Here is a 15,471-nt window from a genome sequence, read left to right on the forward strand (position 1 = left end):
TGAATGCCCCAGTTGGCGAACCATATAACGGAACAGTCGTAAGCCTGTTCAGTGGGTAACCAAATATTTTAAAAACAGACGGTACATGAGCCGCTGTTTATTGGGACGGTAATAATAAACCTAATTATCACTGTAATAATAATTTTAACATCACTCTAGTAGAGGTTAGCAGTAACAAAAGGCGAAACATGGATCAACGACCCAATGTCTCAATGAATAATGTAAGCAAGCCGTCCAAGTTATTGGCTATTATTGCTTTGGCCATAGCATTTGCCTTGCCTTTTATTTTAGTTAAAACCTTCCCCCACAAGGTCAAGCCGCCGGTTAGCAAGGGCACGACATTATCGGAGCTGGAGGAGGAAGAAAAAGATATTCCTGATGAAGAGGAAATACCGGCTAATGATGAAAACCAGGACGATTCAGAGGAAGCAGAAGAAACTGAAACTATTCCTGCACCCTCTTCTGTAGTAGAAAAACCCAAGCCTAATCTCGAAGCGGCTAAAAAGCTGGCAGAAGTCAAAAAACCTGAAATAAAAACAGCAGCCAAACCGAATAAACCTGCGGCTCCATTGCCAGAAAAAGACTGGAAGATAATAAAAACACGCCCAGGCGACTCTCTGGCCATTGTGTTTAATCGGGCAGGCCTGAGCGCCAAAGTCTTACAGACTATTCTGAATGATAATCCGCATACTTCAGCCCTGACGCGATTAAGACCTGGCCAGGAAATCCAGCTGCAGATCAAAAACAAAGTGCTCGAGCGTATGATGCTCCCTTTTACCAGCACCCAGTATCTCGTTATTTATCGGGATGGATCCCACTATAGAAGCAAAGTTGATGCTAAAAAAATGAATAGCCACAATCATTTTGCTACGGCAGTTGTCAATGGCTCCCTTTATGGCACAGCCAAGCGATACAACATCCCTCCCAAACTCATTAAGCAGATGACCGACATTTTCACCTGGGATATTAATTTTGCCAAAGATATACGGGCCGGCGATCGCTTTACCATCATTTATCAAGCGTTTTACATCGATGGAAAACAGGTTGGAACCGGCGATATTGTCGCTGTATCTTACCGTAATCGCGGCAAAACCTACCAGGCAGTCAGGCATACCAGCCGGGATGGGCAGTCTGATTATTATACCCCTGAAGGGAGAAGCCTGAAGAAAGCATTTAACCGCTACCCGGTACGCTTTAGCCATATCAGTTCATCATTCAGCCTCTCAAGATATCATCCTATTCTGCACTACCGACGAGCCCACAAAGGCGTTGATTTGGCTGCCTCTATCGGCACTCCTATTATGGCGACCGGTTCAGGGAAGATTGAGATTATCGGGCGGCAAAACGGCTATGGTAATATGATTAAAATCAAACATGATAGAAACTACAGCAGCGTGTATGGCCATATGCTGCGCTTTGAAAAAGGATTGTCCCGCGGCGATTATGTTAAACGCGGACAGGTCATCGGCTACGTTGGTCAATCCGGGCTTGCTTCGGGCCCGCATTGCCATTATGAATTTCATGTGAATAATTTTCCCAGGAATCCCACCACTGTCGATTTGCCAAGAGGTTTGGAAATTTCTGCCAGAGAAATGGCTGGCTTTAAGGCGAACACCCGCACTCTTCTTGCACAGTTGAAGATGTATGAAGAGGCTCAATTGGCAAGTGCAGCCAAGAAAAATAATAAGAACAAAAGAGCTTAGTGTTTTAAGGATAAACGAATGAAAAAGATGTTGTTTGCTGCTCCACTGGCTTTGGGGATATTAACATCCTGCAGCTTGACGGATAGACAAGATATGATTACTGATGACGCAGGGTATCCTCATTACACAACTCCTTACCAGGATGATACTCGCGGCCAGAATGCGTTCCCAATGACCTGGAATACCAGTGGAAAAAAACTTTTCGTTTTTGATCCCAAAGCCTATGCCTGGGCAGCCTATGATGCACGGGGAAACAGAGTCATGACTGGCAGTGCTTCCGGCGGTATGGATTTTTGCCAGGATATTGATGAATCCTGCCGGACTGTAGTAGGTACTTTCCACGTATTTAACAAGAAAGGCGCTGACTGCAAGTCCAGCGAATTCCCGATTGCAAAAACCAAGGGCGGTAAAGAAGGCGGCGCGAAAATGCCCTATTGCATGCACTTCCACGATGGTTACGCAATTCATGCCGCCTATGAAGTGCCAAGAGCCAACTCAAGCCATGGCTGCATACGTGTTTTACCAGGCGCTGCCAAATGGTTGAACCAACACTTTATTGATGTAGGGACAACGGTATTAGTTCTGCCTTATGCCAAACCGGAGAATTGATCGGAGGAAAGCCTCGCAGTCTTTGACCATAGATATCTACACAAATGCATTTCCCCCGAATCCCCGCGGCACTGACCGCGGGGCCCATGTCTGTTGGAGTAGCATGGTTGTCAGACAAGTTTCAATGTTGCAAACAAATAGGGTGTAACAGGTAGTCATAAACAAGTGTGCCTAACATTCAATGGCTTCGTGTGGACCCCGCGGTCAAAGCCGCGGGGATTCGACGGCTTTTAATTCTCATGCGCTTGTGTAGATAGCTATGGGTCGCAGCCGCGTGGATTCGATAGCTTTATTAATTTTAATGTCAGCCTGTTCAAGCAAACAAATACCGACAAACAGCAACACTCGCAATAATCCCGGCCACATCGGCCAGTAAACCTGCCGGGATAGCATGCCTTGTTCTTTTTATCCCCACAGCTCCGAAATAGACCGCAATGACATAAAATGTAGTCTCTGTACTGCCCATCATCGTCGCCGCAGTTTTGGCTATCAGTGAATTTCCCCCATGGTCATGAATTAGTTCGGCCATCAAGCCCGTCGATGCACTGCCGGAGAAGGGACGTATTAGCGCCAAAGGCAATAAATCAGTCGGCATTCCCAATTTAGATAGCAAAGGCGACAACAAAGAACTCAATAACTCAAAAAAGCCTGATGCCCGCAGCATACCAATTGCCACCATCATGGCAATCAAATAGGGAATAATGCTAACGCTGGTTTCAAAACCCTGCTTGGCGCCATTGACAAAGGCTTCAAAAACATCAACTTTTCGCAGAGCAGCATAGAGAGGAATCCCTACGACAAATGCAAGAAGCATCCAGTTTGAAAATTGGTTGGCCAGATCACTCATGAGATACACTTAATTTATTAATTCGGTAAACAGGAAGTTTTGCCAGCTGTTTTACAGCCACGATACCAACTATTGTTGAGCAAGAGGTAGCCAGCAGCGAACTGACAATTACTGAACTGGGGTGTAAGGCACCGTTTGCAGCCAGGAAAGCAATAGCAGTTGCTGGTATTAGCTGGACACTCGAGGTATTAATAGCCAGAAAAGTACACATGGAATTACTGGCTTCCTGAGCCTGGTTATTCAGGCGTTGCAATTCTTTCATTGCCTTCAGACCAAAGGGGGTTGCAGCATTGCCAAGGCCTAGCATATTTGCTGCAATGTTCATCACCATTGCACCCATTGCCGGATCATCGACGGGAACTTCTGGAAATAGGGGTTTCATGATTGGCTTTAATAAGCGCGCCAGGCGATTAATCAGGCCTGACTCGCTGGCAATATTCATGATGCCCAGCCATAATGCCATAATACCGGTTAAGCCAATAGCAATCTCAAAGCCCAATTTGGCCGAGTCAGTAACCGCATTCACCAGCTGATCGACCCGCCCTTGAATAATTGCAACGCAGACTGAAAGCAATATCATTGCTAACCATATTGCATTTAGCATAATTTTCCCTCAAACTGTTTGCCTGTTACACTTAACATCAAGATTAACGATGGCTTTTTTCAAAAAATTGATGATTTTATCCAGCTGTTTCATGCTGGCCTTTAATATCTATGCTGTGAATGATCTTTACTCAAAAGAGTTCGATCAGAGCATCGAGCAACTATATCACACTATTCCTGACATCTCTAAGTTAAACATGCAAGCCCGTCTTGACCAAATCAGCAGTCTTTTTGTCGGCAGACCTTACATCCTGGGTTCTCTTGGCGAAGGGGAAACCGGTTATTTTGATCAGATGACACTTTATCGTACGGATGGATTTGACTGTGAAACTTATGTGACCTCAGTTCTTGCATTAGCACTCGCAAATACACCCTCTGAGTACAAAATTTGCTTGCAAAAATTACGCTATAAAGATGGCAAGATTAGTTTTACCAACAGAAATCATTTCACCGCCCTTGATTGGAATGGCAATAACCAGAAACAAGGATATGTGAAAGATATTACCCGCAGTTTTACAGATGAAAAAAATCAACCCGTGTTTAAGGTTGCCGAAACGGTGGTCAATAAACCCGGCTGGTATCAACATTTAAGCAGTAAATCAATACGACTAAACAAGCCTGATTTTGAAGAAGCCAATAAGCGTTTGACCCAATTACAACAGCGCGGCAGCAAGCTCCCTGTTGCCAAAGAAAAAATTGACTATCTGCCGCTGACTGCTTTATTTGATGCCAGTGGCAATCCCAACCTTCATCTTTTCATGCAAATTCCCAATGGCGCAATTATTGAAATTGTGCGTCCAAACTGGGATTTAACGCAGGCAATTGGCACGCATTTAAATGTTTCCCATTTGGGATTTGCATTTTGGAAAGATGGGCATCTAATTTTCAGGCAGGCCTCTTCCAACCTTGGAAAAGTAGTTGATGTGTCATTAATGGATTATTTAAAAGACGCTCTATCCAGCCCTACTATCAAAGGCATTAATGTCCAGACTGTGGCGCCAGAGAAGCCTTTAAATGCGGAGTGCTCGCTGTAATTCCTGATTACCTTCTTTGCGAGCCCATGGCGAAGCAACCCGGATCGAAGTTCAATCGGAACATTCCTGGTTTGCTTCACTTCGTTCGCAAAGACGATGACGACATTGGCAAAACGGTTTGCTTTTCTTAAATAAAGAAATAGGCTCCAATAGCAATGGTCCTGTTATAAGGCAAATTGTAAAACTCAATATTCAGATTCGCTGAATAATTCCGCATTAGAAATGCGAACAACTTTTCCTGCCAATAAAATGTCAGTGTTTTTATCCTCCGGGAAGCCATTACATTGGGAATTTCGACTAAATAGGTTGCTGTATCCACATTCAACTCGTAGGGCAGTAATTTCTTCTCATTTAGCGCAGATAAAGCATGGGGAATGGATATATCATCCATGAAGCCATAGTGCAAGGTCAACTGGCATACTTTTTCATCGAGCTGGGTCAGCTCAAAACGCTTGTTTGGCTTAACACGCGGTTTGTTTTCAACCACATAATTCACAATCAGGATATTCTCTGGAACAGCAAGGCTGAGCTTCAGGAAATGTAAAAAACTGCCGCCGCTTCGATCGTAGGTATCGGTCAGAAAAATAGCTGTAACGCCCGGTAGATGATTGAGGGATTTGTAATGCAATTGCTTGATTATCTTTTGTAGATCACCTTTCTGCATATAATAATGTTCTTTAAGATATTTAAGACCAATACTCCAGGTATACATTACAATTGCAACGAGGAATGCAAAACAAACCGGCGCCCAACCGCCGGTCATAAATTTGTGTGAATTCGCGCCTAAAAAAGCCAGATCAATGACCAGAAAAACCGTAAAGACCAATACGATGCGCAGGATTGACCACTTCCATACTGTCCGGGCGGCATATGCCACCATTGTAGTCACTAATAACATATCGAGGTTTACGGCAATACCATAGGCATTCGCCAGACCATCGGTACTTCTAAAGAAAAACAATAAAGCCATCGTTCCTATCAGCAGGAAGAAATTCATTTGCGGAATATAAATTTGTCCCCGATGTTCAGAGGAGGTTTGTATGATTGGCAATTTAGGATATAAACCCAAAAGCACGGCCTGTTTGGTTAATGAAAAGGTTGCGGAGATCACCGCTTGTGATGCAATGATGGTTGCTATCGTGGAAATCACTAATAAGGGAATGAAAAACCAGGAGGGTGCTAGCATATAGAATGGATTTTCAATTGCTTCTGGATGTAATAGCAGATTGGCGCCCTGACCAAAATAATTAAGCAGCAAGCCGGGAAGCGCCACAAAAAACCAGCTATAGCGAATGGGATTTTTACCAAAATGTCCAATATCTGCATACAAGGCCTCACCGCCTGTTACTGCCAGAAAGACGCCGCCCAGCAACAGATAGCCCCGAATACCATTCTCATAGAAAAATTCATAGGCATAATATGGATGCATGGCCTGCAGAACCTGTGGGTATTTTATAATTTGGGCCAGACCCAGCGCCCCAATTGTTATAAACCAAAGTAAAATTAATGGTCCAAAGGCTGCACCGATGCGCCCTGTTCCTTTCGATTGCATCAAAAATAGCAGGATTAAAATAGTGGCGGATAGCGGTGTAATATAACTATCGAATTTGGGGGACAGCAGCTCAAGCCCCTCCATTGCACTGGTAACGGAAATTGCCGGCGTAAGCATGCCATCACCAATCAATAACCCGGCTGTAAAGATAGCAATCAGATAAAACCAGTGCCGGTGCTTGCTTTTTTGCTGTTTAAGCAAGGCAAGTAAAGCCAGCCCCCCACCCTCGCCTTCGTTATCCGCTCGAAAAATAACGACCAGATATTTTACAGAGATAATAATAATGAGTGACCAGAAAATAAGTGATAAAACGCCCAGCACGTCAATGCGGTTTATCGGCAAATCGCCCAGGGTTTCCCTAATCGCATAAAGAGGACTGGTTCCAATGTCGCCATAAACTATGCCCAATGCAGCAAGGGCAGTAGAAAAGGTAACTTTTTTTTCGGTCATTGTTCCACTTTCTTCATTGAGAAAAAGATCACTATACCCAAACTCAATGCATCTGCGTAGTTTAATTGAAAAAAATTTTCCATATTTTTCAATGAAAGCTCTTCTGCTCGTTGCGAAATTGCAAGGGATCCTTAATAATGGAAAAATTGTTCTGTTCAGGAGTAGGAATGCCTTTGATGCGAAATACCCGCCGCCTGGTGTATGCGGGTCTGCTAACCCTGGGTTTAAGCAGCTGTTATCAGCCTCCCTATAACAATTTTAAACCGTATAATCGAATGTACAAAGACACCGCCACGATTGGGGGATTTGGTACGGTTGCAGGGGCTGTTGCCGGTTCAACACTTACAGGAACAGGCATTGGAGCCGCTGCAGGACTATCCTACAGCGCCTATAAAGACAGCAGACGGTCAATCCTGAAAGCCCTGGAAAGAGCAGATATCCAATATATTCAGTATGGGGATACGATGACCTTAGTCGTACCCACTGATCGGTACTTTATGTTTAACTCTCCTAAATTGAATGATTTATGCTATGAGGGTCTGGCCAATATTGTAAAACTGCTACGCTGTCATGCTAATTGCTCTATTTATGTGGCAGGATTTACCGATGACATCGGTTCTCGTGTACATAAAGATAAATTGTCCCAGGCGCGGGCTGAAGCGATGTTAACCTTTTTGTGGGCAAACGGAATTCCTGCTCAACAGCTAAATGCAGAAGGGTATGGCGATAAACATGCCGTCTCTGATAATTCCATTATCCATGGCAGCGCACAGAATCGCCGACTGGAAATTCAATGGTTAAACTGCTCGGCACTCAGTCAACCGGCAGCTGTTGCAACTAAATAACATACATGGAGTGTATCTTGATGGATTGGTAAATAATGAACTCAAGATTTATTGGCGGTATCTTATTAATAGTAGGCACTTCAATTGGCGGCGGAATGCTGGCATTACCAGTAGCCAATGCTGCAACCGGTTTTTGGCAATCCTCCCTGTTTTTGCTTCTTTGCTGGGCCGTAATGACGCTGGGCGCCCTGTTTATCCTTGAGGCCAACCTGTATCTTCCTCCCGGCAAACATATGGTTTCAATGGCAGAGGCAACCCTGGGTATTCCAGGACTTCTGGTTGCCTGGCTAAGCTATCTCTTCCTGCTTTATTCGTTACTTGCCGGTTATATCTCCGGAGGTGCTGACGTTTTTTCCAGCCTGCTTGGCTTTGTTAATATTCATCTTCAGGAATGGCAGGCCATTTTATTATTCACTCTTATTTTCGGGATGGTTGTTTATGGCGGCATCCGAAAGGTAGATTTGCTCAATCGCTTATTAATGTTTGGTAAACTTGGAGCCTATTGTCTTTTAGTTTTGCTGATTTCTCCCAAGGTGAAGGCCGAGCATCTTATATCCGGCGATTATCGCTATATTGCCGGTACCATCATGATCCTGATTACTTCATTCGGCTATGCGATTATTATCCCCAACTTGCGCGATTATTTTAATGATGATTTAAGGACACTGCGCAAGGTCATCCTGATTGGCTCCTGTATTCCATTGTTCTGTTATCTGGCCTGGGATGCCATTATCATGGGTACTTTACCTACTGAGGGTGATACGGGTCTTGCAGCATTATTACATGATGAACATACCACCAGTGCATTGGCAGGCATATTGAGCCAGACAGTTAACAATCCCTTAATCAGTTCCATTTTTAATTTTTTTACCTCGATCTGTATGTTAACCGCATTTCTGGGCGTATCCCTCTGCCTCATCAGCTTTCTGGCAGATGGTTTCAAGATGGAGCAACAGGGGCGAGCAGGAGTCCTCCTGTTTATCCTGACTTTTCTTCCGCCCCTGCTTCTGGTTATTTACTCACCAGGTATTTATATCAAAGCACTTAATTACGCGGGAATATTCTGTGTCATTTTATTATTACTACTACCAGCCCTGATGACAGTTTACGGCCGGAAGCGCTTCAAAGGACGCTACACAGTTCCTGGAGGTGCCTATACTCAGTCGATTGTTATTATTTTTTCCATTATTTTAATGGTCAATGCAATTTGGCAATTGTTAAATCAGTAGGCTTGCTTTTTGCAAAATAGTTTGACTAATATTTCTTTTAATATCGTGCAATGGAAAGGGTTGCCTATTGACATTTTTTCCATTGTTATTTAACATTTCTGGATACAAATTGACCAACATGGATAAATTAGTGACCAACTCAAAATTACTCGGCGGTATCCTGCTCATCGTGGGTACATCTATTGGCGGCGGTATGCTGGCTCTTCCTGTTTCTACCGCTGAGGTTGGTTTCAGTAACTCCATTTTCTTTCTTATTTTATGCTGGCTGATTATGACAGTTGGCGCCTTTTTGATTCTTGAAGTCAATTTGCGCCTTCCTGCAGGAAGCAATATGGTCTCTATGGCTAAATCAACCCTGGGTTTGCCTGGTCAGATTATTGCCTGGATAACCTATCTGTTTTTACTGTATACATTGTTGGCTGCCTATATCTCAGGCGGAAGCGATGTATTAAATGGCATTCTGGCAAGATTAGGCATTGCCTTTCCCAGCTGGCTCACGTCCCTCCTGTTCACCTTCGTATTCAGTCTGGTAGTTTATGCGGGTATTCGGGCCGTAGACTATGTTAACCGAGGCCTGATGTTTGGAAAATTAGGCGTCTACCTTCTGTTAATAGCCATTATCAGTCCGCATGTCGATGTCAGCTCTTTAAACGGAGGTTCAGCGCGAGCCATTACCGGCAGCCTCATGATTCTGGTTACTTCTTTTGGTTTTGCATCCATTGTTCCCAGTTTACGGGATTATTTTGAGGAAGATATTAGTGCATTACGCCGGGTTATACTATACGGTTCGCTGATTCCTCTAGCCTGCTACATTCTGTGGGACGCAGTAATAATGGGTGTTGTTGCCCGTGACGGTGAAGAAGGTTTGTTAAGTCTAATGACAAACGAACATGCCACCAGCGGTCTTACCAACGCACTAAGCAATGCCGTTCATAGTCAATGGATAACAGGATTCTTTGGGTTTTTTACTTCCATCTGCATGGTGACTGCTTTCCTGGGTGTATCTATCGGCTTGTTCGATTTTCTTGCCGACGGTTTATCCTTGAAGAAATCCGGGTTGCAGGGAAAAGGCACGCTGGCGCTTACGTTTGTTCCCCCTCTTTTCGTTGTATTAATTAATCCGGGTATTTATCTGCATGCTTTAGGTTATGCGGGAGTTTGCTGTGTTATTTTATTACTGCTTTTACCCGCAGTAATGACCTGGAGGGCCCGTCAAATTGATGGGACAAACAGTTTAAAGATTGTGCCTGGGGGCAACCTTATGCTGGGTCTGGTGGCGCTTACAGCCATTTTCCTCTTAAGCATTGCGTTTTAAGATTGAGTAAGTAATACTTGCGCCTTTGGCTGAGAGATGAAAGGCTTGTTTCAATATGAGAAATTATGCGTAAAAATCGCCCTTTTCTTAAATGGGCCGGCAATAAATACCATTGTTTAAGCCATATTCTTACTCATCTCAAGCCTGCCCCCCGATTAATTGAACCTTTTACCGGTTCGGGCGCAGTGTTTGTAAATACCTTATATGACAATTATTTGTTGGCAGAGACTAATCCCGACTTGATCCATCTCTATCAAATGCTTAAAAAAGAAGGCGACAGCTTCATTAATTATTGCGCCAGGTTATTTATTCCTGAAAACAATAATGAAAGTAAATACTATCATTTTCGTGATGAATTTAATCAGTGCCGCCATAAAAAGAAGAGAGCCTCATTATTTTTGTACCTTAATCGGCATGGCTATAATGGATTATGTCGTTACAATGGCAGCGGGGAATATAACGTCCCTTTTGGACGTTATAAAAAACCCTATTTTCCAGCTAAGGAATTAGCAAATTTTTGTCAGCTCAGCCAAAAAGCGGAGTTTTCGTTATCAGACTTTAGAAATACCTTCGCTCAAGCCCTCCCCGGCGATATTATCTACTGCGATCCGCCCTATGTTCCGCTCTCCCGAAGCGCCAATTTTGCCGCTTATACCAAAAACAAATTTAATGAGCAGGATCAAATTGATTTAGCCATTCTTGCACGTGAAAGCGCTGAAAAGGGAATCACAGTGCTTGTTTCCAATCATGATACTGAATTTACTCGCCATCATTATCAGGGTAGCGACATTTACTCCTTTGAGGTTCCCCGTTTCATTAGTTGTGATGCTGAGAATAGAAGAACTGCACAGGAATTGATTGCTGTGTTTAGCGGTAGTTGAAGGGAGTTCTGGCTGGTAGAGCTGTTCCTCTAAAAGAGTTGGGATGGGCCCCGCGGTCGCAGCCGCGGGCATTCGAGATGGCTCCGGATGCGGCAGCTCATTGAATCGTTGAGCGGAAATCCTTCATGAAAAACGCCAGGATGGTAACCATCAGCAATGAAAGAGGTAATACCGATAAAGCCAGTTGATAATCTACAATACTGTAAATATGTTCCCCCCCCACTACGTGACTATCTCCAAAGGTGTCTAATAACTTACCGACTAACGGTTGGAATATAACTCCTCCCAGCGTCACAATCATATTCACTGCAGCAAATACAGTGCCTGACAATTTTGCTCCACTGTTTTCTTTACCCATGATAAACACAATGATCTCGGTAGCACTGAACACACCGTAAAGAAAAAGAAGAACATTCAGGGATGTATAGGATAAGCCTGGATAATAAAGCACGATGCTGATGCAGATAAGAGCCAGGATAGCGCCGACAACCAGTGGAAATACCCTTCTTCCGCTTACATCTGAGAAATAGCCCGCCACTGGCGCTCCAACCGCCCAGCCCAGGAACATCGCAGAAACTGTTCTTGCGGCTTCCGGCTTGGTTAAGTGATGTGCCTGCTCCAGATAGGTTTTACCCCAAAGTTCTCCGAATACGGACAGTGATGTATACAGGCAGGCCCCCACAAAGCCGATTAGCCACACCTGCGGAGAGGATAAAACATGCCAGACATTGCTAAAGAATTCGGGCCAGGGCTGCCTATGGGTGATATGGCCTTCAGGCCCATCGCGTACGACCAGGAAAGTAATAACACTTAGGACTCCCCCAATGATAATCATCATCCACAATACATGCATTAATCCAAGGGAGACTGCCATGTCGGTAATTTTCACTTCCCCATAAACCAGGCCCAGCATTCCCAGGGTTGTGATTAATCCGGCAACCAGCGAAAAGTAACGGCGCGGTAACCATCGAAGGGCCAGGGATAAAACCCCCACAAATGCAAAGGAAGAACCGAACCCCACTAGAAATCGGCCGCTTCCGGCGATGAGCATGGAGGAAGTGTTGGTAAACATCCAGGAGCCCAGCGTACAACAGATACAGGCAAAGGTTAGCAGTCTTCGCGGCCCATAGCGATCCATCAGCATGCCGACTGGAAGCTGCATAGGCGAATAGGCAAAATAATAGAATGCCGACAATTGCCCGAATGTGGTAGCAGAAATATGTCCAAACGCAGCGCTAAGCTCACTCTGCAATGCGCCTGGAATAATTCTTAATACAAATTCATAGCAGTAGAAGAAAGCACCCACCGTACAAATTAATACACCTAGTAAAGCCTGTTTTCTACTTATTGATTCAATCATTTGTATTCGCATATGTTTCTTTGAGGAAAAAAGTCAAAATCGCTGCGATAATTATTCCAAGCGGGATAATTGACAGCGCAAACTGATAATCATCTGGCGTATAAAGCTGCTGCAATTTATCCAGAGATAAAGTATCGATATTAATTGTGCCCGCATGAGAGGCAAAACTCATATCCAAGAGCTCTCCGACCAGAGGCTGCAGGAACATGGCGCCCAACATCACAATCATATTAGTCATTGCCATGGCCGTACCGGCTGCTTCCGTAGGGCTTAATTCCCGGCCGACTGCAAAAACAATACACTGTGCACTGTATAAAAGGCCTAGCATAAACATCAGGATACTGATACTGCTCTCATTCAAGCCAGGGAAGTACAGCACAATCATCATAACGATTGCAGCACCTGTCGCCCCTACCAGCATAGGTAATTTACGGCGTTTGATTTTGTCGGAAATCAGCCCCATCGCTGGCGCACCAACAGTAAAGCCAAGAAACAGCAAGGAATTGGCGAAGTCAGCCCCTTCCTGTGTTAAACCATGCGCATGTTTTAAATAAGGGATGCCCCAAAGCTCAGCAAACACGGTCGTGGGCAGATAAACCAGGCAACCAAACAAACCATTAATCCAGATTTGACGGTTGCGGGCAATAATTCCCAGATCGATCATGCTCTTACGAAAATTGTCCACTGTTCCACTTCGTCTCTGATGGCTTTTCTTATCCTTGATACCAAACCACAGGATAAAAATTAAGGCAATCCCGACATAGGCTGTCAGTTGGACAGTGTATTTCCAACCCATTTTAATCACCAGGATACCCAGAAGGTTGTCTCCGACCATTGCACCAATAGTGCCAAGGGCTGCCGCCATACCGGATACCATGGCCAGCTTATCTTCGGGCAACCATATTGTTGCCAGCTTCAATACACCGACAAAGGCAAAGGCTGAACCGAATCCGACGAGGAAACGTCCAGTGGCCGCGACCCAAAAGATGGACGTGCCAGCAAATACGAATGTACCCACCACGCAGATAAAGCAGGCAATGGTGATTAAAAGCCGAGGACCATAACGGTCAAGAAGAACCCCTACCGGAATTTGTAAAGGTACATAAGCATAGTAGTAAAAAGCCGATAATAAACCAAAACCGCTTGCGGACAGATTGAAATGTTCGCGCAGGGCAGGCTCCATAACACTTGGCGAGATCCTTAAAAAATACTCATAGCTATAATAAATAGCACCAAGACCACAAATTAACCAGGCACTCAATAAATACCTTTTATCATTTTTACTACTCAAAATGAGCTCCTTAACGACGGTTAAGCACACAAATTTCAAAAAGATGGATTAACGCTTTTTGATCTGACTAACGCCACTTGCTATAGCCGCTTTCGCTACGGCAGTGGACACTTGTTCTTTTAAGCGAGGATCGATAGGCTTGGGAATGATATAATGCGGGCCAAATTCCCAACAATGTTCAAGCCCGGGATAGTTATCCTTGACTATTTGAGGTACAGGCTCATGCACCAGCTGTCGAATAGCTTCAACAGCTGCCACCTGCATAGCCTGGTTTATACACGTTGCCCTGACATCAAGGGCACCGCGAAAAATATAGGGGAAACACAGCACATTGTTAACCTGATTGGGGTAATCGCTCCTTCCGGTGGCAATAATGATGTCATTGCGTATGGAATGGGCAACCTCTGGCAGGATTTCAGGAATAGGATTAGATAAAGCAAAGATTACTGGATTTGGGGCCATTAAATTTAATAGATCGCCGCTTAATAAATCGGGTTTAGCTACGCCAATGAAAACATCCGCATCGACAAGGGCATCGGCCAATGTTCTGGCATCGGTAGTTCTGGCAAAAGCAAATTTATAGGCATTGAGATCATCACGTCCGGTATGGATTACCCCTTTGGTATCCAACAGCGTCATATTCTCTTTTTTGGCGCCCAGGGCAACCAGAAGACGCATGGAAGCAATCCCTGCTGCACCGGCGCCAATACATACAATACGGGCATCTGCCAGTTTCTTGTTCTGAAGGGTCAGTGCATTCAATAACGCAGCGGCAACTACTATAGCAGTTCCATGCTGATCATCATGAAATACAGGGATAGATAACTGTTCAACTAGAGCTTGTTCGATTTCAAAGCATTCGGGCGCCTTGATATCTTCAAGGTTAATCCCCCCAAAGGTGGGAGCGATTCGTTTTGCAGTGGCAATAAATGCCTGCGGATTTTCGGCGTCAATTTCAATATCAAATACATCGATGTCAGCAAAGCGCTTGAAAAGAACCGCTTTGCCTTCCATAACCGGTTTACTGGCTAGTGCACCAACATCCCCCAATCCCAGCACAGCGGTGCCATTGGTCATTACTGCAATTAAATTGCCTTTGGCAGTATATCTAAAAGCATTTTCAGGATCTTCTGCAATCGCCAGGACAGGCTCTGCTACACCTGGTGTATAGGCTAATGACAAGTCCTCTTGAGAATTAGTCGGCTTGGTGACATAAACTCCCAGTTTTCCAGCAGTTGGAAACTCATGGTATTCCAATGCACGTTGCTTTAAGACATCTTTATCCAAAATTCTCACTCACTTTTCGGGAAATCGGAAAAAATCATATAGAAAAAGCAAGAGAATGAACAGTCATTTTGCAAAAAAAAGGCGCATAATTTTGCGCCCCTTTATGGAATCCTGTAATCTCCATGCTTAATCTTCAGTACTTTCAACCAATTATTGCTCACGTTTCTTATAACGATCCAGGAACTTCTGAACACGTCCTCCAGTATCAACCAGTTTTTGCTTACCGGTGTAAAAAGGATGGCAATAGGCACATACTTCAATATTTAATGGTTTGCACAATGTTGAACGAGTGTCAAAGCTGTGGCCGCAGCTACAAGTTACTTTGACTGTTTCATATTTTGGATGAACAGTTGCATTCATTTCAGAACTCACTTCATTACGGTATCGCCACCTGAACCTGAAAGTCAGGCACCATACCTGGTTATTTAAAGACTGTGCAGATTACCAGAAATACCTGCCTAAATC

14 protein-coding genes are annotated in these 15,471 nt (G+C 44.3%); 7 read left to right on the top strand and 7 right to left on the bottom strand.

The window, feature by feature from the left end; genetic code table 11:
* The first annotated feature begins 188 nt into the window (after window positions 1-188).
* Together DYH42_RS13195 and DYH42_RS13200 are read left to right on the top strand one after the other, a co-directional pair.
* On the top strand, window positions 189-1,703 hold the full coding sequence (locus DYH42_RS13195) for a M23 family metallopeptidase (RefSeq protein ID WP_058523706.1): 1,515 nt from the start codon (window positions 189-191) through the stop codon (window positions 1,701-1,703).
* Between the two features lie 18 nt (window positions 1,704-1,721).
* Entirely contained in the window at window positions 1,722-2,312 is a 591-nt protein-coding gene (locus DYH42_RS13200) for a L,D-transpeptidase (protein WP_058523705.1), read from the top strand.
* Window positions 2,313-2,625: 313 nt separating this feature from the next.
* Here DYH42_RS13200 and DYH42_RS13205 read toward each other — a convergent pair whose 3' ends face one another.
* A complete protein-coding gene (locus tag DYH42_RS13205) occupies window positions 2,626-3,159 on the bottom strand; it encodes a spore maturation protein (RefSeq protein WP_058523704.1) in 534 nt (177 codons plus the stop codon).
* Complete coding sequence (locus tag DYH42_RS13210; protein WP_058523703.1) at window positions 3,152-3,763, bottom strand: nucleoside recognition domain-containing protein; 612 nt, start codon at window positions 3,761-3,763, stop codon at window positions 3,152-3,154. Before DYH42_RS13210 ends, DYH42_RS13205 begins: the two co-directional genes overlap by 8 nt.
* 49 nt (window positions 3,764-3,812) lie before the next feature.
* Here DYH42_RS13210 and DYH42_RS13215 point away from each other — a divergent pair, with 49 nt between their 5' ends.
* Entirely contained in the window at window positions 3,813-4,796 is a 984-nt protein-coding gene (locus tag DYH42_RS13215) for an N-acetylmuramoyl-L-alanine amidase-like domain-containing protein (RefSeq protein WP_058523702.1), read from the top strand.
* 127 nt (window positions 4,797-4,923) lie between these two features.
* On the opposite strand, the gene DYH42_RS13220 is transcribed toward DYH42_RS13215, so the two are convergent.
* Window positions 4,924-6,798, bottom strand: coding sequence for a potassium transporter Kup (locus tag DYH42_RS13220; RefSeq protein WP_058523701.1), 1,875 nt, complete (start codon window positions 6,796-6,798; stop codon window positions 4,924-4,926).
* A gap of 137 nt (window positions 6,799-6,935) precedes the next feature.
* Here DYH42_RS13220 and cmpA point away from each other — a divergent pair, with 137 nt between their 5' ends.
* The 4 genes from cmpA to DYH42_RS13240 all read left to right on the top strand — a co-directional run bounded on the left by cmpA (window position 6,936) and on the right by DYH42_RS13240 (window position 11,068).
* Window positions 6,936-7,643: a C-OmpA-like family protein CmpA gene (gene cmpA, locus DYH42_RS13225; RefSeq protein ID WP_237759017.1), complete on the top strand. Its 708-nt coding sequence runs from the start codon at window positions 6,936-6,938 to the stop codon at window positions 7,641-7,643.
* A 35-nt stretch (window positions 7,644-7,678) separates the two neighbouring features.
* On the top strand, window positions 7,679-8,872 hold the full coding sequence (locus DYH42_RS13230; protein ID WP_058523699.1) for an amino acid permease: 1,194 nt from the start codon (window positions 7,679-7,681) through the stop codon (window positions 8,870-8,872).
* Between the two features lie 130 nt (window positions 8,873-9,002).
* On the top strand, window positions 9,003-10,187 hold the full coding sequence (locus DYH42_RS13235; RefSeq protein WP_058523709.1) for an amino acid permease: 1,185 nt from the start codon (window positions 9,003-9,005) through the stop codon (window positions 10,185-10,187).
* A gap of 65 nt (window positions 10,188-10,252) precedes the next feature.
* Window positions 10,253-11,068 (top strand): Dam family site-specific DNA-(adenine-N6)-methyltransferase, encoded by an 816-nt coding sequence (locus DYH42_RS13240; RefSeq protein WP_058523698.1) that lies wholly within the window; start codon window positions 10,253-10,255, stop codon window positions 11,066-11,068.
* A gap of 97 nt (window positions 11,069-11,165) precedes the next feature.
* Here the strand turns inward: DYH42_RS13240 and DYH42_RS13245 are convergent, their stop codons facing one another.
* From DYH42_RS13245 to rpmE, 4 genes are all read right to left on the bottom strand, one after another.
* Window positions 11,166-12,428: an MFS transporter gene (locus DYH42_RS13245; RefSeq protein ID WP_237759016.1), complete on the bottom strand. Its 1,263-nt coding sequence runs from the start codon at window positions 12,426-12,428 to the stop codon at window positions 11,166-11,168.
* Complete coding sequence (locus DYH42_RS13250; RefSeq protein ID WP_058523697.1) at window positions 12,421-13,719, bottom strand: MFS transporter; 1,299 nt, start codon at window positions 13,717-13,719, stop codon at window positions 12,421-12,423. The genes DYH42_RS13245 and DYH42_RS13250 overlap by 8 nt, the downstream gene beginning before the upstream one ends.
* A 48-nt stretch (window positions 13,720-13,767) precedes the next feature.
* Complete coding sequence (locus DYH42_RS13255) at window positions 13,768-15,006, bottom strand: malic enzyme-like NAD(P)-binding protein (RefSeq protein ID WP_058523696.1); 1,239 nt, start codon at window positions 15,004-15,006, stop codon at window positions 13,768-13,770.
* A 150-nt stretch (window positions 15,007-15,156) separates the two neighbouring features.
* On the bottom strand, window positions 15,157-15,366 hold the full coding sequence (gene rpmE, locus DYH42_RS13260; protein WP_058523695.1) for a 50S ribosomal protein L31: 210 nt from the start codon (window positions 15,364-15,366) through the stop codon (window positions 15,157-15,159).
* Window positions 15,367-15,471 lie beyond the last annotated feature (105 nt).

The sequence above is a fragment of the Legionella birminghamensis genome, from assembly GCF_900452515.1.
Taxonomy (GTDB): Bacteria; Pseudomonadota; Gammaproteobacteria; order Legionellales; family Legionellaceae; genus Legionella_C; species Legionella_C birminghamensis.

Excerpts from the sequence above, each read along its gene's own strand:
- DYH42_RS13195 (WP_058523706.1), top strand. The coding sequence starts at position 189 with ATGGATCAACGACCCAATGTCTCAATGAATAATGTAAGCAAGCCGTCC.
- DYH42_RS13200 (WP_058523705.1), top strand. The coding sequence starts at position 1,722 with ATGAAAAAGATGTTGTTTGCTGCTCCACTGGCTTTGGGGATATTAACA.
- DYH42_RS13205 (WP_058523704.1), bottom strand. The coding sequence starts at position 3,159 with ATGAGTGATCTGGCCAACCAATTTTCAAACTGGATGCTTCTTGCATTT.
- DYH42_RS13210 (WP_058523703.1), bottom strand. The coding sequence starts at position 3,763 with ATGCTAAATGCAATATGGTTAGCAATGATATTGCTTTCAGTCTGCGTT.
- DYH42_RS13215 (WP_058523702.1), top strand. The coding sequence starts at position 3,813 with ATGGCTTTTTTCAAAAAATTGATGATTTTATCCAGCTGTTTCATGCTG.
- DYH42_RS13220 (WP_058523701.1), bottom strand. The coding sequence starts at position 6,798 with ATGACCGAAAAAAAAGTTACCTTTTCTACTGCCCTTGCTGCATTGGGC.
- cmpA (WP_237759017.1), top strand. The coding sequence starts at position 6,936 with ATGGAAAAATTGTTCTGTTCAGGAGTAGGAATGCCTTTGATGCGAAAT.
- DYH42_RS13230 (WP_058523699.1), top strand. The coding sequence starts at position 7,679 with ATGAACTCAAGATTTATTGGCGGTATCTTATTAATAGTAGGCACTTCA.
- DYH42_RS13240 (WP_058523698.1), top strand. The coding sequence starts at position 10,253 with ATGCGTAAAAATCGCCCTTTTCTTAAATGGGCCGGCAATAAATACCAT.
- DYH42_RS13245 (WP_237759016.1), bottom strand. The coding sequence starts at position 12,428 with ATGATTGAATCAATAAGTAGAAAACAGGCTTTACTAGGTGTATTAATT.
- rpmE (WP_058523695.1), bottom strand. The coding sequence starts at position 15,366 with ATGAATGCAACTGTTCATCCAAAATATGAAACAGTCAAAGTAACTTGT.